The sequence below is a fragment of the Hydrogenobaculum sp. genome (assembly GCF_049967395.1).
Classification (GTDB): Bacteria; Aquificota; Aquificia; order Aquificales; family Aquificaceae; genus Hydrogenobaculum.
In genome coordinates this window covers 1-19,714 of the sequence record NZ_JBMFST010000016.1, presented here as the reverse complement: position 1 = coordinate 19,714, position 19,714 = coordinate 1, and the positions used below count along the sequence as shown (strand labels likewise).

The 19,714-nt window shown below is 35.3% G+C and carries 18 protein-coding genes; 7 read left to right on the top strand and 11 right to left on the bottom strand.

The features are described from left to right. Positions 1–16: 16 nt before the first annotated feature. Together dnaG and ACP5S8_RS03655 are read right to left on the bottom strand one after the other, a co-directional pair. Positions 17–1,618, bottom strand: a complete 1,602-nt coding sequence (gene dnaG / locus ACP5S8_RS03660; protein WP_461875755.1) for a DNA primase — start codon at positions 1,616–1,618, stop codon at positions 17–19. A gap of 45 nt (positions 1,619–1,663) precedes the next feature. Next, the gene (locus tag ACP5S8_RS03655; protein ID WP_461875753.1) at positions 1,664–4,432 is read right to left on the bottom strand and encodes an AAA family ATPase; all 2,769 of its coding nucleotides are present in this window, start codon (positions 4,430–4,432) and stop codon (positions 1,664–1,666) included. A gap of 156 nt (positions 4,433–4,588) precedes the next feature. Here ACP5S8_RS03655 and petA point away from each other — a divergent pair, with 156 nt between their 5' ends. Genes petA through ACP5S8_RS03640 form a run of 3 tightly spaced genes read left to right on the top strand, consistent with a single transcriptional unit; the run spans position 4,589 to position 7,054 of the window. Next, positions 4,589–5,140, top strand: a complete 552-nt coding sequence (gene petA, locus ACP5S8_RS03650; RefSeq protein ID WP_461875751.1) for a ubiquinol-cytochrome c reductase iron-sulfur subunit — start codon at positions 4,589–4,591, stop codon at positions 5,138–5,140. Between the two features lie 19 nt (positions 5,141–5,159). Beyond that, complete coding sequence (locus tag ACP5S8_RS03645; protein WP_461875749.1) at positions 5,160–6,347, top strand: cytochrome b; 1,188 nt, start codon at positions 5,160–5,162, stop codon at positions 6,345–6,347. After that, complete coding sequence (locus tag ACP5S8_RS03640; protein ID WP_461875747.1) at positions 6,344–7,054, top strand: cytochrome c1; 711 nt, start codon at positions 6,344–6,346, stop codon at positions 7,052–7,054. Before ACP5S8_RS03645 ends, ACP5S8_RS03640 begins: the two co-directional genes overlap by 4 nt. An 89-nt stretch (positions 7,055–7,143) precedes the next feature. Here ACP5S8_RS03640 and alaS read toward each other — a convergent pair whose 3' ends face one another. The 7 genes from alaS to rfbA form a co-directional block, all read right to left on the bottom strand. Beyond that, positions 7,144–9,717, bottom strand: coding sequence for an alanine--tRNA ligase (gene alaS, locus ACP5S8_RS03635; RefSeq protein WP_461875745.1), 2,574 nt, complete (start codon positions 9,715–9,717; stop codon positions 7,144–7,146). Between the two features lie 127 nt (positions 9,718–9,844). After that, positions 9,845–10,297, bottom strand: coding sequence for a hypothetical protein (locus tag ACP5S8_RS03630; RefSeq protein ID WP_461870249.1), 453 nt, complete (start codon positions 10,295–10,297; stop codon positions 9,845–9,847). Then, positions 10,294–10,602: a nucleotidyltransferase domain-containing protein gene (locus ACP5S8_RS03625; RefSeq protein ID WP_461870248.1), complete on the bottom strand. Its 309-nt coding sequence runs from the start codon at positions 10,600–10,602 to the stop codon at positions 10,294–10,296. Before ACP5S8_RS03625 ends, ACP5S8_RS03630 begins: the two co-directional genes overlap by 4 nt. After that, positions 10,592–11,428 carry a dTDP-4-dehydrorhamnose reductase gene (gene rfbD / locus ACP5S8_RS03620; RefSeq protein ID WP_461875743.1) on the bottom strand — a complete coding sequence of 279 codons (837 nt, stop codon included), beginning with the start codon at positions 11,426–11,428 and terminating at the stop codon, positions 10,592–10,594. The genes ACP5S8_RS03625 and rfbD overlap by 11 nt, the downstream gene beginning before the upstream one ends. Beyond that, on the bottom strand, positions 11,425–12,414 hold the full coding sequence (gene rfbB, locus ACP5S8_RS03615; protein ID WP_461875742.1) for a dTDP-glucose 4,6-dehydratase: 990 nt from the start codon (positions 12,412–12,414) through the stop codon (positions 11,425–11,427). The genes rfbD and rfbB overlap by 4 nt, the downstream gene beginning before the upstream one ends. Continuing rightward, positions 12,411–12,989, bottom strand: a complete 579-nt coding sequence (gene rfbC, locus ACP5S8_RS03610; protein WP_461875740.1) for a dTDP-4-dehydrorhamnose 3,5-epimerase — start codon at positions 12,987–12,989, stop codon at positions 12,411–12,413. The genes rfbB and rfbC overlap by 4 nt, the downstream gene beginning before the upstream one ends. Continuing rightward, positions 12,979–13,863: a glucose-1-phosphate thymidylyltransferase RfbA gene (gene rfbA / locus ACP5S8_RS03605; RefSeq protein WP_461875739.1), complete on the bottom strand. Its 885-nt coding sequence runs from the start codon at positions 13,861–13,863 to the stop codon at positions 12,979–12,981. Before rfbA ends, rfbC begins: the two co-directional genes overlap by 11 nt. Before the next feature lie 147 nt (positions 13,864–14,010). Between rfbA and ACP5S8_RS03600 the strand changes: the two genes are divergently transcribed. Continuing rightward, entirely contained in the window at positions 14,011–14,688 is a 678-nt protein-coding gene (locus ACP5S8_RS03600; RefSeq protein WP_461875738.1) for an ATP-binding cassette domain-containing protein, read from the top strand. A 70-nt stretch (positions 14,689–14,758) separates the two neighbouring features. Further along, positions 14,759–17,035 carry a heavy metal translocating P-type ATPase gene (locus ACP5S8_RS03595; protein ID WP_461875737.1) on the top strand — a complete coding sequence of 759 codons (2,277 nt, stop codon included), beginning with the start codon at positions 14,759–14,761 and terminating at the stop codon, positions 17,033–17,035. Between the two features lies 1 nt (position 17,036). On the opposite strand, the gene metF is transcribed toward ACP5S8_RS03595, so the two are convergent. Both metF and thiE read right to left on the bottom strand, forming a co-directional pair. Next, positions 17,037–17,900: a methylenetetrahydrofolate reductase [NAD(P)H] gene (metF, locus tag ACP5S8_RS03590; RefSeq protein WP_461870241.1), complete on the bottom strand. Its 864-nt coding sequence runs from the start codon at positions 17,898–17,900 to the stop codon at positions 17,037–17,039. Further along, a complete protein-coding gene (gene thiE / locus ACP5S8_RS03585; protein WP_461870240.1) occupies positions 17,897–18,541 on the bottom strand; it encodes a thiamine phosphate synthase in 645 nt (214 codons plus the stop codon). The genes metF and thiE overlap by 4 nt, the downstream gene beginning before the upstream one ends. Positions 18,542–18,601: 60 nt before the next feature. On the opposite strand from thiE, the gene ACP5S8_RS03580 reads away from it, so the two are divergent. Together ACP5S8_RS03580 and ACP5S8_RS03575 are read left to right on the top strand one after the other, a co-directional pair. Next, complete coding sequence (locus tag ACP5S8_RS03580) at positions 18,602–19,471, top strand: LptF/LptG family permease (protein WP_461875735.1); 870 nt, start codon at positions 18,602–18,604, stop codon at positions 19,469–19,471. Between the two features lie 31 nt (positions 19,472–19,502). Continuing rightward, on the top strand, positions 19,503–19,714 hold a 212-nt coding region (locus tag ACP5S8_RS03575), incomplete at its 3' end, for a nucleotidyltransferase family protein (RefSeq protein ID WP_461875734.1).

Below are 19,714 nucleotides of genomic sequence, written 5' to 3'. Positions count from 1 at the left end.
AAAATATAAACAAAATTTAAATTTTACCATGAGAAAAATGATACTTTTTTACATAAGATTTTCTACTAAGGGTATTCTTAATGTTCATAAGTTCGTCTTTGGTAACGACGCTTTGCTCTTTGATAGTCTTTGATAGATATTTTTCAAGGGCATCTTTTGGAAGGTTAACGGATTCAAGCAATTTTAACTCTTCATCGCTTAGTTCTTGTTGATACTTTATCTTTTCTGCTATTATTATGGAGTTTTTATCAAGCCATTCTATATCCAAAGGGTTTATGTCTATATTGCACTCTTTTAAGGCTTTTAACAGTATCCTATCTTTCATAGGTATCTTTTCGCAAGAGCTATCTGTTTGATCTTTGTTTTCTACAAAACTTTTTTTACCAACGTATTGATCTATTACATGTTTTGGCAATCCTATCCCTAAAAGCTTTTGAGTGTATTGGAATATGTCTTCTGGCCCTTTAAGGTAAGAAGCCAACTCTAAGGCTATGTCTATATTTTTTGACTCTATATTTAAATCTATTATATTTTTTGATGCTTTTAAAAGCTCCAAGACGCCGTCTTTTCCAAACTTCATACCAAATTCGTCTGGGTCTTTAGCATCTTTTATCTCTACGTAAAAAACCTTTATACCTTTGGCTATTAGATGTTTGGCGGCTCTTAAGCTTGCGTTTTTTCCTGCGTTGTCGTTGTCAAACATTATATACGAGGTCTTGGCATATTTTGATAAGATCTTTGCGTGCTCCTGGGTAAAGGCTGTCCCAAGTGGGGCTACCACGTTTCTTACGCCTATTTGATAAAGTCTTATAACGTCAAAATAACCTTCTACCAATATCACCTCTTCCTTTTCTTTTATGTAGGGAAGGGCTATATCTATGCCAAATAGAAGCTGTGATTTCTTAAATATAGAAGAGTCTGGTGAGTTCAAATACTTTATGGCAGATTTATCTTCGTATAAAATCCTACCGCCGAATCCCACAACGTTTGAAGATGTGTTTCTTATAGGTATTACAAGCCTTCCTTCAAATATATCTCTTATGCTCTTTGAAGATTGGTGCAGGTTTTGTGTGCTTTTATAAAGCTCAAGATAATACTCTGATGTATTTTGCAAAAATTCTACGACTTTGTAATGATTTGGTGAATAACCTATCCCGTAGGCTTCTACCGTTTTTGGGTTTATCTCTCTTTTTTGAAGGTATTGCATGGCCTTTGGGCTTTTTGTCAGTTCTTCGTGGTAAAAGTCAGATACTAAACTCATCACTTCGTAAATCTTGTTGTTTTTTTCTTCATTTTTTATGTTTATGGGTAAGTTGTATTTGATGGCTAACTTTGAAAGAGCTTCCATATAGGTTATATTTTCGTATAAAGATACAAATTTTACTACATCTCCACCTTTACCACACCCAAAGCACTTCCAAATTTGCTTTTGTTCTGATACCGATAAAGAAGGCGTTGAGTCATCGTGAAAAGGACATTTTCCCAAATAGTTGCTACCGCTTCTTTTTAGTTCTATATAAGAAGATATTTCTTTTACTATATCTATCCTTTTTATGGCATCTTCTATTGATATGTTGCCTGCTTTATTCTTTTCCAACGTGTAAGCTTTGCTTAGCATCGTAAATAAGCTAAACCGACTTTTAAAATTGTCAATGATGTTTTGTTAAGCATCATCTATCAGCGTTTCTACGCTTTTTCTCTCAAAGAGATTTGAAACTTTCGGCAATATAGTGGATTTTACCACCTCTTTTACGTTGTCGCTTTCGTTTAGCTTTCTGGCGCATCTTATGGTATCTCTCATAGAAAAGACAAAATCTATGGCTTCTTCAGATTGCCCGGATTGGTAATCTCTGTAAGCTCTTCTAATGGAGGATGCTATTTTTAAAAGCTCAAAAATTTTGTAAAGATTTCTTATGGTGATTTCAGATACGTTTATTGCTTTGTCATGGTTTATACCGTTTATTTTGTCGTACCATAGGTATATAAAATCTTCTTTTGTAAGACCTTCAAATCCCGTTACATAATCTTTTAGTATAAGGGCTTCGTCTGGATAGTAAAAACCTTTCTCGTCTTCAAAAGGTGGGTAATCTATGTAAAGAATATCCGCCCTTGATTTTATGTCTTGGGGAAGTTCTGATACTCCCAAATAATTTTGAGGGTTCATAGCACCCACAAATAGCACATTTTTTTCGGCTTTTACTATGCTATCGTAAGAAAGATACATGTATCTTCTATAGTCAAAAAGAGGATTAAAGACTTTTACAAGGGACGTAGGAAGCGTGTTTATCTCATCAAAAAATATTATAGCGTTTGGAGTTTCCAAAGCTTTTATAAGGTTTGATTTTGTCCTTTTGGTGCCTACTTTAGGGTCATATTCGTATACAAAGGTTATATCTTCTTTCTCCATTTTTGAATGGCAAGGTATGATAAAAAGTGGTCTTTTGGTAAGGGCACTGTAAACTTCTATAAGAAAGTTTTTACCAACGCCAGCATCTCCCTCTATGATTACTATTCCTTCGTTGTATCTTAGTTGCTCGTTTAGGGCTTTTGATAGCATTGCTAAATTTTGCACAAACCAAGGCGTATCTTCAAAGCTCACAGTAGGATTTAAGCTCATGCTATCCTGATAACCAAACAGTCCATTTAATTTCGATAGATATCTTGCTATCCATTTTGGTTTATGCCTCATCTCATCTATGGTAAGGTAGTTGTTGTATCTTTTTGGTTCTCTAGTGATGCCGTCTTCTCTTACAAAAGATACCTTGGAATAAAGTTTTTGTTCTATAACGAGTTTTTCTTCTAACTTTAATTGCCACTTTAACTTTTTTCTTACATTTTGAGGTATCTCTACCTTTACATCCGCTATGTTTATCGTATTTTTGTCTATTTCAATCTTGTACTTTTCTAACCTTCTGCTTATTATAAACCTCTGTATTAGCTTGTTTAACCTATCAAAAGCCTCCGATTGTATATCTCTTGGTAAACTTAAGAAAACCTCTCTTGCTTTTTTTACCTCTTCCAAAGACTCCGCTTCTATTTGACTTGCTATAGAGTTTGTTGATATTGCCTGCTCTACTTCTTTAATATGTTTTTCTATAAGGTTTTTAAGAGATTCTAAAGCTTCTTTTTGAAGTTTTTCAAAAGCCTCTTGGTATCTTTCGTCTAAATTTCTGCCAAACTCTTGAAGTTCTTCGTAAATTTTTGCGTTTATATTTGATATTTGGCTTTTAAAAGCCTCAAACTTTAACTCTATGATTTTTTGGTAAAGCTCTTCTTCGGCTTTTTCTATAAGTTCTCTTATATCTTTAAAAGGATAAGACATCAAAGTCTTAAGCTCTTTTAACTCAGGGATGTCTTCTGTTTCGTTGTTGTTTAACCTTTTTTTAAAGTCCCTGTAAAGCCTTTGGGCATTTTTTCTTATAGCTTCTTGGCGTTCTTTTGGATAGTATAGGTCAAGTAAGTTTGTATCAAACTTTTTAAGATAGTAAAGTTTGTTTTCTTTATCTACGAAAGAGGTATATATAGAACCGTCTGGGGATACTTTTACTACGGAGTATCCGCCATCTTCCAACACTCCCATCTCTTGGCTGAGTTTCGTATCAAAAAATGTTAGTTTGTTTTCTTCCTTATCGGCTATAAGCGCTATATGTTCATATACGTCTATATCGCTTGGATTGCAAGAGAGTGGATATCTAAAAACCTCTGTTTTTGTATCTACGTTGTAGCCTATCAAATCTTTGCCTGCTAAGTACAAGATATCATCTTTAAAAGTAGCACAAGAAGAGGGAATGTTTAATTCTTGTAAAACGCTTCCACTTACGTCTATAACAACCGTTTTTCTTGGGCCAGAGATAACGATGTTTCTATTTCTTAGGATTTTTATAAATTTTATTTGATCAAAATCTTGAAGCCTTATTATATTTTTTGGTTCTATGACACCTTTGTCAAAATCAAGTTCTACTATTACCACCTGATTTGATATAGCTCCGTATATGAGAAGACCGTTGCCTATATCTAAACCTCCGGCTGGTCTTAAACCCTCTTGGGTAAGTTTTATGCTTTTCCAAGACTTCGGGTTGTACGGGTCTACCATTTCATGCACTGAAACGTAAGGTGGGCTCGATATTGCGAGAAACCTATCTCTAAATACGATGTTAACTACCGCTTGAGAAGGTGGTCTTGCTGGAAGTCTTACTAAAGCGCCGTTGTATTTGTATAGGCTAAAAAGTCCGTGTCTTCTACCTGCTAAAAACCAATAACCATCTTCGGAGGCGGCCATTGTCTCCACCCAGTATTCTTCTATACGTGCATCCTTGTCTTGCTCTAAGTATCCAGGTGTAATTTCTATGTCCTTTATGTATATTGACTGAGACTTAGTTTTTGGGTTTTCTTCTTTTTGCTTTCCTAAAAGCTTTTCCAATATACCTTTCATAGCATAATAAATTTATAAAAAAAAGTAATTGATGTTATAACTTTAGCTTTAATGATTATAAGAAATTCTTTATATAAGGAAATTCTAATATGAGTTATATTTAAAAATTGTATGTTTTGTGGTATACTGTTAATTTTAGATTGATAGGAGGTACTTATGGAAGCATCAAGACGCGATTTTATGCAATATGTTGTAGGTGCTTTTGGTGCAGTGGCTGCTGTTGGAGCTGCCTATCCTATTCTAAAAAGCTTAGGACCAAGTGCAGCGGCAGCACTTCAGTCAAAAGTAGATTACGACGTCTCTCAGTTGAAACCAATGGATGTAAGGGTCACATCCTGGAAGGGTTTTCCAGTGTTTGTTATGATGTTGCCAACACCCTTTAACTGGAATGGTCCAGAAAAAAACGACAAGTATAAAAACCACAACAGGGATATACTTGGCAACCACAACGTTTACGCTATCATAGGAAAATGTACTCACCTTGGGTGTATTCCTCTATGGAAACCAGATGGGGATTCTTCTATGAATCCTTCGAATATTCCAGTGTTCCACTGTCCGTGCCATGGTAGCATATACACTCCTTGGGGAGACAACATATCTGGTCCTGCGCCTTTACCCCTTGGCGTACCACCACAAGCTCTAAACGGCAATACGCTTGAGATAGGCACCCCAGGTTTTGTTAAGAAGTTTTGGAACCCTTACGCATAATAAGAGAGGAGGTTAACTTATGCTTGGTAAGCTTGCAAATTATATTGAAGAGAGAACCCATTTAGGTCAGATCTTCCAAGAACAGATGGTGGACTACAAAGTCCCCAAAAATCTGACTTTTCCTTACGCTTTTGGTGTATTGGCGATAATTGCTTTTACAGTGCAAATAGTATCTGGAATGATACTTTTGATGTACTACAAACCCTACGATACGCTTGCATTTGATAGTGCCGCTCTTTTTATATGGAAAGTTATACCATACGGATGGCTGTTTAGGAGTATCCACGCTGCTGGAGCAAACTTTTTCTTAGCGGTTGTTTATCTTCACATGTTTACCGGTATTTACTACAACGCTTATAAGAAACCTAGAGAACTGGTATGGGTAATGGGATTCATAATATACTTCTTATTGCTTCTTACAGCTCTTACTGGTTACGTTTTACCATGGGGACAGTTATCTTACTGGGCAACAGAGGTTACCGTTGAAATACCAGGTGCTATTCCGGGCGTAATAGGTGAAACCATATCTCTTCTTATGAGAGGTGGATACACCCTTGGAAACTTAGCCTTAGGTAGGTTTTTTGCACTTCACGTGTTGATACTTCCCCTTATACTTCTTGGTGTAGTTAGCATACACCTATTTTTGGTTAGAGCTGCTGGTATATCAAATCCAGATGGCAAACCCTACGACAAGAAGAAAGAAGGTGTACCTTTCCATCCTTATGTCACTTTAAAAGAAGGCGCTATAGCAATGTTTTACCTTGCTCTATTTTTCTTCTTCGTATTCTTCTACATGAAAGAATTTTTACCAGCCACAAACTGGGAGCCAGCTAACCCTCTACAAACTCCAGCAGAAATAGCACCGGAGTGGTACCTAAAGGGCTATTACGCTATCTTTAGGTCAATACCCAATAAGTTTATAGGTTTTGTTACATTCAATTTAGTTTTAGCCCTTCTACTTCTTTTACCTTGGTTAGATTTTTCTCCTATAAGAAGCGCTAGAAGAAGACCTTTATTCTTTATAATGTATATTGTGTTTATATTTGCTGGTGCTGGCCTTACTATAATAGGTACACTTCAGGCTACGCCTCAAGTAGCTAAAGTCGGTTTATTCTTTACCGCTTTACTTTTCTCATTCTTTATAGCGCTACCTATCATATCTTTCATAGAGCTTGGTTATTCAAAAGCTAAAGGGGGTGAACAATGAGCGTAGGTAATATCCTAAAGACTATATTCTTCACTGTTTTTGTAGTGGGCTTTTTCTTTATCATATGGGTGAAGAATCCTTTTGTACAAGAGCAAGAGTATCCACTGCCAGCAAAATATAGAGCCATGATTTACAGCGACAATCCTCAAATAATAGCTGCTGGCCGTCAGATAGTTACTCAACAATGCGCCGCTTGTCATTCTTTGAGATACGACGGTGTGTATCCGTTGTCTGTAAAATCTGATCCAAATTTTCCTCGCATAATAAAAGAATTTGCAAAACCTATACCCTCTGATAGTCTTTTGGCTCCTTTCCATCAAAAGACAAAAGGCTTTGCAATGTATCTACCACAAGATGTTTATGCTGCAGCTTTCTCATCCGAGCTTCATACCCTTAAAAGCCAGTTTGGTAAAGTCCCGCCAGACTTGTCTACTATGTATCTTGCAAGGGGCCCAGAGTACTTGTTTAATTGGGTACAAGAACCAGGCAAGATAATTCCAGGTACAGCTATGCCTGCTATATTACAAGGTCAACCAAAAGAAGCTGCTGAAGTTGTGGCTTACCTAAGAGCTGTAAATACACCCACACCGGCTGAACAAACAAGGCGCTTTGAAATGGGCGTAGTTACAATAGCTTTCCTTATATTCTTTGGTATAGTGATATACCTTTATAGAGGTAGGCTGCTCGATAAAATGGGCTTACACTGATAAGCATATCCCTCCCTTTTGGGAGGGCTTATATAAGTATTATTTTTATAAAAATCTTCAAAACTCTATAATTCTTGAGCTTTCTGATACTATTTTTTGTTTAAAAGGCTTTTTAGTAGATCCAAGGCATTTTTAAATTGTCCTATATCTTGGATACCACCTTGGGCTAAATCTTCTCTACCACCACCAGAGCCCTGCATTGGCTTTGCTACATCTTTTATAATAGCTTTCATATCGTAGTGTAAATCTTTGGACCTAGCTATGAGTATGCTCTTTTTTGGGCTTTTAGAAACTAAAAATACCACGGTGTTTGGATGTTGTCTGTAGGAGTCTGCTATCTCTCTAAGGTTGTCTAAAGATGCTTCTTCTAATATACCCCAGTATAGCTTGATATCGTTTATTTGTTCTAGATTTATGGAGGATTTGGCTTCTAATCTTACCAATTTTGATTTTAACGTTTGAATTTGATTGTCTTTTTCTTTTAGTTCTTCTTTTAAAGCTGTTATTCTTTCTAAAAGGTTTTGCTTGTTGGCACCTATTTCTTGGTATATGGCTTTTAAAAGCTTACTATCTTCATAGGCTTCTCTTACAGCTTTTCTGCCGGCTTTTGCTATTATGCGCCTTATACCTGCTCCTACGGACGACTCTGATATTATTTTAAAATAACCTATATCACCGGTTCTTTTTACGTGAGTTCCACCGCAAAGCTCTTTAGAAAAATCACCGGCGCTTATTACTCTTACTATATCTCCGTATTTTTCTTCAAATATTGCCATGGCTCCAGTTTTTATGGCTTCTTGGTATGGAAGCTCTTTTACAGATACTTCTTCATTTTTCATAATTTCTTCGTTTATCATTGCTTCCAAAGCTTCTAACTCTTCTGGTTTTAGACTTCTGTAAAATGTAAAATCAAACCTTAAAAATTCATCTCCAACGTAAGAACCAGCCTGCCTTACTGATTCTCCAAACATGTTTCTTAAAGCTGCGTGTAGAAGGTGTGTAGATGTGTGATGTCTTTTTATGTCGTCCCTTCTTTCTTTGTCTATTTTTGCAAGTACATTGGCCCCTACTCTCAACCTTCCCTTTATAAGTTTTCCTATATGGATTATGACTCCTTCTGTAGGTGTCTTGGTATCGTTTACTATGAAGAGCGCTTCGTTGTTTTCAAGTATTCCGCTATCTCCTATCTGACCGCCTTTTTCTGGATAAAAAGGTGTTTTGTCAAGAATGATTATGCCGTCTTCTTGTTCTTTTAACTCTTCTGTAAGTTTGCCGTCTTTTATTATAAAAAGGACTTTTGCTTGTTCTTCGGTGCTTGTGTATCCTGTAAAGGTTGATTTTGCTTTATCTTTTATGCTAAGGTACACTTCGTCTATCTTTTCTTCGCTTTTGAAGTGTTTTCTCGATTCTTCTTTTTGTTGTTCTAAAAGCTTGTAAAAGGTTTCCATATCTAGGCTCATGCCTTTTTCGTGAGCCATCTCTTGGAGTATGTCTAAAGGAAATCCGTATGTGTCGTAGGCTTTGAAGATAAAATCACCGCTTATAACGTTTGACTTGTTTTCAGCCACATATCTATCGAAAAGTTCTAAAGAGTTTTCTAATGTTTCTAAAAACCTAGATTCTTCAGATTTTATTATATTTTTAACAAACTCCTTGCTCATCTCAAGCTCTGGATATGCGTTTTTAAGCGTATCCACCACGACATCTACACTTTTGTATAAAAACTCTTCTTTTATGCCTATCTTATAACCAAACCTCACAGCTCTTCTTAAGACTTTTCTTATAACATACCCTCTTCCCTCGTTAGAAGGTAAAATACCTTCAGATATGGCTACGGTGCAAGCCCTTGAATGGTCGGCTATTACCCTCATAGCAACATCGGTTTCTTCATCGGTTTTATAGCGTTTAGAAGAAAGATCTTCTACAAAATTTATAATGGGCATTATAATATCTATTTCAAAGTTTGAGTCTTTTCCCTGAAGCACAGAAGCTATCCTTTCAAGGCCCATACCTGTGTCTATAGAGGGTTTGGCTAAAGGTTCTATGTCACCTGATTCATTTTTGTTAAATTGCATAAAAACTAAGTTCCAAATCTCTAAGTATCTTTCATCTTTAGAATATTTTTCCCCTCTATCTATATAGATTTCTGATGAATATCCGCAAGGTCCGGTTTCTCCCATTTGCCAGAAGTTATCTTCATCTCCAAGGCGCCATATTCTTTCTTCTGGGATATTTACAAGTTCTTTCCAAAGTTTGTAAGCCTCGTCGTCTTTTTGATGTACGCTTACGTATAGCTTTTCTTTTGGTAGTTTTAGCACCTCTGTAACAAATTCCCATGCATATAGTATGGCTTCTTTTTTAAAGTAATCCCCAAAGGAAAAGTTTCCAAGCATTTCAAAAAATGTATGATGTCTTGTAGTCCTTCCAACGCTTTCTAGGTCGTTGTGCTTACCAGAAACTCTAAAACACTTCTGACAAGAGGCAGCTCTTTTGTAAGGTAAGCTTTCAAGCCCTAAGAATACATTTTTAAAAGGCACCATTCCAGCGTTTACAAAAAGAAGCGTAGGGTCGTTTTTAGGAACAATGGAAGAGCTTTTTACAACGGTATGGCCTTTATTTTCAAAAAAAGACAGGAATTTTTCTCTTATCTCATCTGTTTTCATACATCTATTTTACCAATATTTCACTTTTTGGTCAATAAAATGAAATTGATTCAATATACCGTGAATATATAAATGCCTAACTAATATTTGACATATAAGTGTTATAATTTTTGGTTTATGCGTCATTTCACTTTAAATTTTCTAACAGATTCTCAAAAAGATAAATCTCACTACAAATTTTATTCAAAGTCTCTGCAATCTTTGCTTTTTCATCTTGATATTCGTGCACCAGAATATTTCTAAGTTCCCGCAATTCAAACCATTTTTCTTTTGTTATTCCCAAATTAAATTTTTCAGCTTTATTTAAAACATCTATCATCGTTAAATTTTCAACATTTTCTCCTTTTATATATAAATAGCTTCTAATTAGTTTCGCTAGAGACTCTTGCAATTTTGAAAATCTATAAACTATCTGGTCTAAAATAGCTGTCAAAAATTCATCTTTCAAGACACTATCTATCTTATGGCTATCTAAGGGAAATAAACCTTTAGATTGCAAAACTTCAAACGCTCTTTTAAGCCTTTCAAAATGTTTCTGCGTTTCTTCATAAGTTTTTCTATACTTTAGTTCTGTGCTCAAAGTATGTTAACTCCTGTGGTTTTTGCCTCTATGCATATATCTTCTTTACAATCGTAAGATTTTATAACCAAGTCTATCTTCTGGTCACCTATTTTTAACTTTAACTTTGATAAATATTTTATCTGTTTATCAATTAAGCCGTCCAAGTTGTTTGTTTCAATATAAATGTCTATGTCTCCGCCCTTTTTGTTTAAATCTGCTCTACTTCCAAATATCCAAACTTTTACATCTTTTCCAAATACTTCTAAGGCTATTTCTTTTATTGCTTTTAATTCTTCTTCTGTCAGTCTAACTTCATTTTTCATCGTTTATTTTCTCAAACTCTTCATCCCACTCTTTAAAGGTTTCGTTTAACTCCTCTTGTATTTTAGTGCTATCTAACGCTGAAAAACCTGGTCTTTTTGCTGGCAAGTTAAATATATCTTTGCTTACTGGTATTATAGTCTTTCTTATACCGTAGGTCTTTAAAATGAGCTTTGCCCATTCGTAACGAGAGGCGTAGCCGTTTGGGACAAGATGATACAAACCGCTTATATTTTTGTTTATTGCCTTTAGGGTTTTTTCTACCAAAAAGCTTGTGGGTGTTGGGACTGAAAACTCATCTACAGCTATTTTTAACGTATCGTTATTTTTAGCCCAGTTTAAAAGCTTGTAAACAAAATTTTGAGCACCATCTCCGTACACCCAGCTTGTCCTAAATATCAAACATTTTTCCAACCCCTCTTCCAAAGCCCATATTTCACCAGTGAGTTTGCTTTTGCCATATTCGTTGAGAGGGTTTGGCGTATCTTCTTCTTCGTATAAGCCCTCTTTTTTCCCATCAAACACATAATCTGTTGAGTATGTTATAAAGTAAGCGTTGTATTTTTTGGAAAGATAGACTAAGTTTTTTACCCCGTAGGCGTTTGTTTTATAGGCGTTTGGAAAATCTGTTTCAGCTTTATCCACAAAGTTGTAAGCGCTACAGTTTAATACTATATCTGGTCTATAAGCCTCAAACACTTCTTTTAATCTATCAAAATCTGAAATATCGCAATCTTCTTTGTCAAACCCAAGCACTTCTTTATCCTTAAGTACTTTCTCAAAAGCTTGACCTAGCTGTCCGTTTTTGCCAAGTATCAAATACTTCATTTATACACCTTTTCCCAATACTCTTTTAGGTAGTTAAGCTTTTTCTTTGTCCATTCTATGTGGTCTAAATACCATTTTACAGTATTTTCTATACCTTCTTCAAAGGTAGTTTTTGCCTCCCACCCTATTTCTTTTTTAATCTTTGTAGTGTCTAAAGAATATCTAAAATCATGTCCTGGCCTATCTTTTACAAACTCTATAAGGTTTTCTGGTTTATTTAAAAGCTTCAATACAGTTTTTACCACCTCTATATTTCTTCTTTCTTGATTGCTACCTACGTTGTATATTTCACCAACTTTACCTTTTTCCATAATCTCAAACACAGCCTCAGCACAATCTGAAACAAAAAGCCACTCTCTTACGTTTTGTCCAGTACCATATACGGGGATTTTCTCATCGTTTAGAGCTTTTAAAATGACAACAGGTATAAGCTTTTCTGGATATTGCCAAGGACCGTAGTTGTTGGAGGGCCTAACCGTTATAACCGGTAGCTTGTAGGTTTTATAATACGCTCTTCCAAGCATATCAGCAGATGCTTTTGAAACAGAGTAAGGAGAGTTTGGGACAAGGGGAGAATCTTCTCTAAACGTTCCTTCTTCTCCAAGTTCTCCATATACCTCATCTGTAGCTATGTTGATAAACTTCTCAACACCAATATCTTTTGCTACATCAAGAAGCACCTGTGTGCCTTTTACGTTTGTTTCTATAAAAGGGCTTGCATCTAAGATGCTTCTATCCACATGAGACTCTGCTGCAAAATGCACTACTATATTTGGCTTTTCTTTTTTAAATATATACTCTACAAACTCTTTATTTGTAATATCTGCTTTGTAAAAGGCGATATTGCTTTCTACTTCTTTTAGCCTTTCTAAATCCCCAGCGTAGGTTAGCTTATCTATTACTGCTATGTCATATCCTATTTCTACGGCTTTTCTTACAAACTCACTTCCTATAAAACCAGCTCCGCCTGTTACAAGTAGTTTCAAAATCTATCCTCCAAACAAAAATTGTTATCTGCTTCTTCTAAAGTTGGTAGGCTTTTATCTTTATCAGACAGAATAATCTCTTTCACATCTTCTAAAGGCCATCTGATGTTTATGGTTTTATCATTCCATATGATGCCTCTATCGTGTTCTTTTGAATACTCAGCTCCAGATACTTTGTATATGATTTCAGCTTCTTCCGAAAGAGTCAAAAACCCATGGGCAAAGCCTTTTGGTATGAAAAGCATAAGCTTGTTTTCTTCCGAGAGCTCAAATCCTACCCATTTGCCGTAAGTAGGACTATTTTTTCTTATATCCACAGCCACATCAAATATTTTTCCCCTTATACACCTTACGAGCTTTCCCTGAGAAGCTGGTTCTTTTTGATAGTGAAGTCCTCTTAAGACACCTTTTACAGATTTTGAATGATTGTCTTGTATGAAAATATCTTTTATACCATATTTTTCAAACTCTGATTTTTTGTAGCTTTCCAAGAAAAATCCCCTCTCATCTTCAAATACTTTTGGCTTTATAAGTATCACCTCTGGTATATCGGTTTTTACAAATTCAAAAGGCATGATCTTGTGCAATCTCCATCAAGTATTTTCCGTAATCTGTCTTTTTAAGAGGCTCGGCTAGTTCTAAAAGCCTTTCTTTGTCAATCCAGCCGTTTTTATAGGCTATTTCCTCTATACATCCTATCATCAGTCCAGTGCGCTTTTCTATTGTTGATACAAACTCTGACGCTTCTATAAAACTATCGTGAGTCCCGGTATCAAACCAAGCAAAACCCCTTCCCAATATATAGGCGTAAAGTTTGCCAGCTTTCAAATAAGCTTCGTTTACAGATGTAATTTCAAGCTCTCCTCTGTGAGAGGGCTTTATGTCTTTTGCTATATGTACCACATCTTTGTCGTATATGTACATACCAACTACTGCGTAATTTGACTTTGGGTGCTTTGGTTTTTCCTCTAAAGAAAGCACTTTGCCATCTTCTGATATCTCTGCTATACCAAAGCGCTCTGGGTCTTTTACGTGATAGCAAAATATAGATGCCCCGTTTTCTTTTAAAACCCTTTCTTTTGCTGAATTTACAACCTTCAGTAAATCATGACCAAAAAATATGTTGTCTCCCAAAAGATAAAGCACGTAATCGTCTTTTATAAAATCTTTCGCAAGCAAAATACCTTCTGCCAACCCCCTTGGTTTCTCCTGAATGATATATGTTATATTTATGCCAATATGAGACCCATCTTTCAACAAAAGTCTAAAACTCTCTAAATCTTGTGGATTTATCACTATAGCCACATCTCTTATACCAAGAAGCATAACCATTGAAAGCGGATAATATATCATAGGCTTGTTGTATATGGGTAAAAGATGCTTGTTTAACACCGCTGTAGTAGGGTATAGCCTTGTTCCAGAACCCCCAGCCAATATAATAGCTTTCATATCGGGTTATTTTAGCATAAGTTGATTGTTTGATAAGTGTATTATATCATTTTAAAATTTTTCTATATTTGTATGGGTTTGAATGATATAATCTATCTTGGAAATTTTGTTTTGTATTGCAACGATTGTTGATTTACAATGTTATTTATGCTTTTAAAAGTAGAACACTTAAACGTATTTTTCAAAGGAAAGCATGTTTTAAAAGATGTGAGCTTTGATGTGGAAAGAAATGAGATATTTTCTATAGTGGGGGAATCTGGTTCTGGTAAATCAACCATAGCAAAAGCTATAATGGGGCTTATACCTTATCAAGGGATTATAGAGCGTAGTGCTAAGGATATATTTATGATATTTCAAGACCCTGGCAATTATCTTGATCCTCTTTTTAACGTTTATTCTCAAATAATCATGGTAAAAGAGGCTGTAAAAGAAAGCGCCGGAATGGATATAGATAAGGCTATAAACCTTGTAGGGCTTGATGTAGAGGAGTTAAAGAGAAAATACCCACATCAGCTTTCAGGAGGGCAAAAGCAGAGGGTAATGATAGCGATGTCTTTGGCAAGGGGCTCTTCGTTGGTAATAGCCGATGAGCCAACGTCTTCTTTGGATGTTTTGATACAAAAGGATGTTTTGTGTGCTTTTAAGAACATGAAAGATTACTTTAGTTCGGTTGTTATAACTCACGATATAGATGTAGTTTATTATATAGCGGATAGGGTTATGGTGTTAAAAGATGGTGTTGTCCAAGAGATATCTAAAAAAGATGACTTTTTTAAAAGCCCGAAAAGTGAATACGGCAGAAGATTGTTGGAGAGTTTTTATTGATTTTAACATCTATTTTAACATTTAAATCTTTTACTTGATTTATCATTGATTTGTTGATAGATTGGTGGATATGAGGAAAGTATTTAAAATAAGCGGAATGACCTGTGTAAACTGTCAAAGGACTATACAGATAGGTCTTAAAAAAACAAAAGGCGTAGAGGATGTTGATGTGTCTTTGGTTTTAGAAAGAGCTATAGTGAGCTTTGATGAAAATATTTTAACAAAAGATGATATTGTTAAGAGAATAAAAGAACTTGGCTACGATGCAACGGTAGTAGAAGAAACCGGTGTTTTAAACCTTTACCTTGATAAAGTAGATTGCTCTACAGATTCTTGTGCTTTGCTCACAAAAGAGGATTTGGAATCTTTAAAAGGTGTAAAAAAGGCTCTTTTAGACAACATCAAGCAAACTCTTTATATAGAATACGATAAAGATGTTATCTCAGCAGAAGATATAATGGCTTTTATAAGGTCAAAAGGATACGAGGCATCTGTTTTAGAGCTTGATAAGACAAGAGAAATAGCCCTAAAGATAGCTTTTGGCATAATAACAGGGATTCTTATAATGGCTCTTAACTATACACATATACTTTACAAAGATTATATAGAAATGATTTTGGCTATAGCAGTGCAGTTTTATACTGCCAAAGATTTTTACAAAGGGGCTATCGCTTCTTTAAAAGCCAAAACTGGTAACATGGATTTACTGGTGGCTTTGGGAAGCTTTGTATCCATAGTTTATAGTTCTTTGGTGGTGTTTGGGCTTTTAAAAGGAAACACATTTTTTGAAACACCTACTTTTTTGGTATCTTTTGTCTTGATAGGAAAGCTTATAGAGTATAGGCTAAAGAAGAAAGCAAGCGCCTATCTCAAAAACATCACATCTTTAAACCTAAGAAGCGCAAGGGTGTTAAAAGGTGCTGAAGAAGTGGTTGTAGATTCTTACTCTTTGAAAGAGGGAGACATTGTTTTGTTTAAAGCCGGAGACAGAGTGTCTTTGGATATTGTGGTGAAAGAAGGAAGCGCTTATATCGATACATCTTTTATAAATGGTGAATTTGAGCCGGTGCTTGTAAAAGAAGGCGACAGTGTAATATCTGGTTCTTTGGTAAAAAGCGGTTATATAAAAGGGGTTGTGGTAAACATAGCTGAAAAATCTTTTATAAACGAGCTTGTAAGGGCTTCAAACCTAAGCCTTGAAAAAAAACCAAACATACAACAAATAGCCGATAAAGTCTCTTCTTACTTTGTGCAGGCTATTATCTTGATATCCTCTTTTGTGTTTGTGGTATGGAAAATCGTTGGTGTGCCTACCCAAGAGGCTTTAAATTACGCTGTTTCTACCCTTGTGATATCGTGTCCTTGCGCTATGGGTATAGCAGTTCCTATATCTGTTATGGTAGCAGTTTCCATGGCTTTTAAAAACGGTATTCTTATAAAAAACGCAAGCGCCTTAGAAACCCTTTACAAAGCCGATACTTTTGTGTTAGATAAAACAGGGACTCTAACAGAAGGCACTTTTAAAGTTGTAAAAGAAGATATAGAAGATGATAAAGAAAAAGTTTGCTCTTTGGTAAAAAGCATTGAAAGGTTTTCAAACCATCCCATAGGAAAGGCCCTTTATGAACACTGCAAAGACTATAAAGATATAGACAATCTTAAGTGTGAGGAGATTGAAGGTTTTGGTATAAAGTGTGAAGATATTTATATAACAGATGTTTCTTTTTGGGGCAAAGATATAACCAAAAAGGCTATAGGTATAGGCACGAAAGAAAAACTTATGGGTGTTTTCTATCTTGAAGATGCCATAAGCCCATATGCTAAAGATTTTATTAAAAGCTTAAAACAAAGAAACAAGCAAGTTATACTTTGTTCTGGAGACACCGAAAACAACGTTAAATATATAGCAAACGCCCTTGGTATAGAAAATTATTATGCTTCTATGAGTCCAGTGGATAAATCAAACCTTATAAAGGATTTAAAGGCTAAAAACCACATAGTGTGTATGGTGGGAGATGGTATAAACGATGCAAAGGCTATGGCGTTGGCGGATGTAGGTATAGCTGTTTCGAAAGCTTTGGATGCTGCTAAAGTGAGTACAGATATTGTCATATCAAACGGTGGTCTTGAAAAAATAATCTATCTTCTAAACTTAACTGACAAATTTATGAAAAACGTAAAACAAAACCTATTCTGGGCTTTTGGCTATAACGCTGTTATGATACCGTTTGCCGCTGGGCTCTTTTCAAAATATGGACTTTATGTAGAACCAGAGTTTGCCGGACTTATTATGGGATTTTCATCGGTGAGCGTGGTGTTAAACGCTATGAGGCTTTCAAAAGCTTAAATCATAGGTTTATGGCTTTTAGTATATCAAGAGTAGCCTTTGATTTGTTTAGTGTGTAAAAGTGAATATGCTTTACGCCGTTTTTTATGAGGTCTTCGCATTGATTTATAGCTATTTCAACACCTTTTTTAACAACATCTTCCTCGCTTAGATTTTCCAATGCATCTGTAATATAAGAGGGAATGGTAGCACCGCACATGCTTGCAAACTTAGATATCTGTTTTATATTTGTAATGGGCATAATCCCAGGTATTATAGGTATATCTATGTTTGCCTTACGGCACAAGTCCAAAAACTCATAATAGTAGCTGTTGTCAAAAAACATCTGTGTGATGGCAAAGCTTGCTCCCTTTTCTACCTTTTGTTTAAAATATTTTATTTCCCATTCCATGTTTGGAGATTCTGGATGACCTTCCGGGTAAGCTGCAACTCCTATACAAAACTCGTTATCAAAATATTTTGTTATGAGTTCTATTAGCTCTGATGCGTGAGCGCAACCTCTTTTTTCACCGTTTTTTGGTATATCACCTCTAAGAGCCAGTATGTTGTCTATATTGTTTTCTTTGTAAAAGCCCAATATGTTTATAAGCTCTTCTTTTGTGTGAGATATGCAAGTAAGGTGAGCCATTATGTTTAAACCAAGGGAGTTTTTTAACTCAAGCACCGTCTCTTTTGTATATTCTATAGGTGGTTTTTGGGATGTGGAATTGCCGCTCGCTCCGTGGGTTACCGATACGAAGTTTGGTTCAAAAACCTTTAGCTCCCTTGCGGTTTCCAAAAGAGCTTCTTTGTCTTTTTGGCTTTTAGGGGGAAAAAATTCAAAAGAGACCCCCTTTTTATTTTTAAGAAGCTCTATTATTTTCATATTTGCATGCTTAGGCTTTCTTTATACATTTGTTTAAAGTCCGATGCCGCTCTTTTTACATCTTCAAAACCAAGTATAGCAGATACTACCGCCACTCCTTTTACTTTACACTTTAATACATCTTTTAGGTTGTAATGGGTGATACCACCTATTGCTATAATAGGTATAGATGTAATGTTGGTGGCTTTGCAAAGGGCTTCAAGCCCTACATATTTGTAATCTTTTTTAGTTTGGGTATGAAAAACGGAGCCAAACCCTATGTAATCTATTGGCATTGTCATGGCGTCTTTTAGTTGTTCTAAGTTGTTTACCGAATACCCTACTATCATATCCTCTGGTATTATCTTTTTACAAACATCAGGCGGTAAATCCTCTTGACCTACATGTACTCCATCGGCTTTTACAGCTATTGCCAAATCTACTCTGTCGTTCACTATAAGGGCTACTTTGTTTTGCTTTGTGATATCTCTTAGTACCAAAAGCTCTTCGTACATCTTTCTAGAGGGCTTATTTTTAAATCTATACTGCACAGCTGTTACACCACCCTCTATCGCCTGTTCTATCGTTCTTACGACATCTCTGTCCACAAAAAAAGCATCATCCGTCACAAGGTATATGCTAAAGTTAAAATCCTTAAACATAGCATTATTATACTACAGTCATTAGCTTGTGACAAGCTTGTATGCTAAAATAATTCTTTTATGAGAATTTTTTTATTTTTCCTAAAAGGTTTGCTTGTAAACGTATATTTTTACACCGTGGTGATATGTTTTATATTTTTTTCCGTAGAATCTTTTTCTTTGGTTTATATGCTTAGTTATGTTAATATTCTTACCGCTTTGGGTTTCTTAGCCTCTTGGTTTTCTTATTATTTTATATACTTTTTGCCCCTTGGTGTGATGCTAAGCGTGTTTTCTTTTTTTTATAAGCTTTTTAGCCAAAATAAGATACAAGCTTTTTATATCTTTGGAGTAAGTCCTTTTTATGTATTAAGGCAAAGTCTTTATGTAATCGCTATACCCCTTTCCATAGGGTTTTTATTTTCATTTTTCATTACAAACGAAGATATCACTTACGCTAAAAACTACCTTGTAGAAGAGTTTGCCAAAAGGGTTATAGAATCCATACCCCCTAAGACTTTTGAACACATAGAAGGATATGCCATTTATTTTGATAACAAATCAAAAGATTCTTTTCAAAACATGTTTGTATCAGAAAACGGCAGATACATATATATGAAAAAAGCCTACTATAAAGACGGTATTCTTTATGCAAAAGATGGTGAGGTTATATCGCAAGAGAATTCAAAAGACTACATTGTAGATTTTAAAAGCCTCAAAATACAGATTTACAAGCTAACATCTTCTACTCTTTCTAAAAGAATTGTTAAAAAAGATATATTGTTTGATGTATTAAATATTTTACTAACACCTTTTTTTATCTTGTTGGGATTTTACTTCATATCAAACATAAAGATGTCTTCTGGTATTTTTTACACGTTTTTGGCTTTTTTTATAATAATCCATGAAGCTATAATAACCGTTATAAAAACCTTTATCCTAAAATCCTAAAAACTAGCCGAAGTTGTTATAATTTATATATATGGATTTGGACCGCGTTGAGCTTATTAAAAAAGTTCTTTTGCCTCATAAAGATAGGATAAGAAGAGATTACGGTGTAAATTTGCTTGGAGTATTTGGTTCTAGTGTTAGGGGAGATTTTAGACCTGATAGCGACGTTGATATTCTTATAGAGGTAGAAAAGCCTATTGGTTTTAAATTTTTTGAGCTATGGGATGAGCTGGAAAGTTTGCT

Excerpts from the sequence above, each read along its gene's own strand:
- dnaG (WP_461875755.1), bottom strand. The coding sequence starts at position 1,618 with ATGCTAAGCAAAGCTTACACGTTGGAAAAGAATAAAGCAGGCAACATA.
- ACP5S8_RS03655 (WP_461875753.1), bottom strand. The coding sequence starts at position 4,432 with ATGAAAGGTATATTGGAAAAGCTTTTAGGAAAGCAAAAAGAAGAAAAC.
- petA (WP_461875751.1), top strand. The coding sequence starts at position 4,589 with ATGGAAGCATCAAGACGCGATTTTATGCAATATGTTGTAGGTGCTTTT.
- ACP5S8_RS03645 (WP_461875749.1), top strand. The coding sequence starts at position 5,160 with ATGCTTGGTAAGCTTGCAAATTATATTGAAGAGAGAACCCATTTAGGT.
- ACP5S8_RS03640 (WP_461875747.1), top strand. The coding sequence starts at position 6,344 with ATGAGCGTAGGTAATATCCTAAAGACTATATTCTTCACTGTTTTTGTA.
- alaS (WP_461875745.1), bottom strand. The coding sequence starts at position 9,717 with ATGAAAACAGATGAGATAAGAGAAAAATTCCTGTCTTTTTTTGAAAAT.
- ACP5S8_RS03625 (WP_461870248.1), bottom strand. The coding sequence starts at position 10,602 with ATGAAAAATGAAGTTAGACTGACAGAAGAAGAATTAAAAGCAATAAAA.
- rfbD (WP_461875743.1), bottom strand. The coding sequence starts at position 11,428 with ATGAAGTATTTGATACTTGGCAAAAACGGACAGCTAGGTCAAGCTTTT.
- rfbC (WP_461875740.1), bottom strand. The coding sequence starts at position 12,989 with ATGCCTTTTGAATTTGTAAAAACCGATATACCAGAGGTGATACTTATA.
- rfbA (WP_461875739.1), bottom strand. The coding sequence starts at position 13,863 with ATGAAAGCTATTATATTGGCTGGGGGTTCTGGAACAAGGCTATACCCT.
- ACP5S8_RS03600 (WP_461875738.1), top strand. The coding sequence starts at position 14,011 with ATGCTTTTAAAAGTAGAACACTTAAACGTATTTTTCAAAGGAAAGCAT.
- ACP5S8_RS03595 (WP_461875737.1), top strand. The coding sequence starts at position 14,759 with ATGAGGAAAGTATTTAAAATAAGCGGAATGACCTGTGTAAACTGTCAA.
- metF (WP_461870241.1), bottom strand. The coding sequence starts at position 17,900 with ATGAAAATAATAGAGCTTCTTAAAAATAAAAAGGGGGTCTCTTTTGAA.
- thiE (WP_461870240.1), bottom strand. The coding sequence starts at position 18,541 with ATGTTTAAGGATTTTAACTTTAGCATATACCTTGTGACGGATGATGCT.
- ACP5S8_RS03580 (WP_461875735.1), top strand. The coding sequence starts at position 18,602 with ATGAGAATTTTTTTATTTTTCCTAAAAGGTTTGCTTGTAAACGTATAT.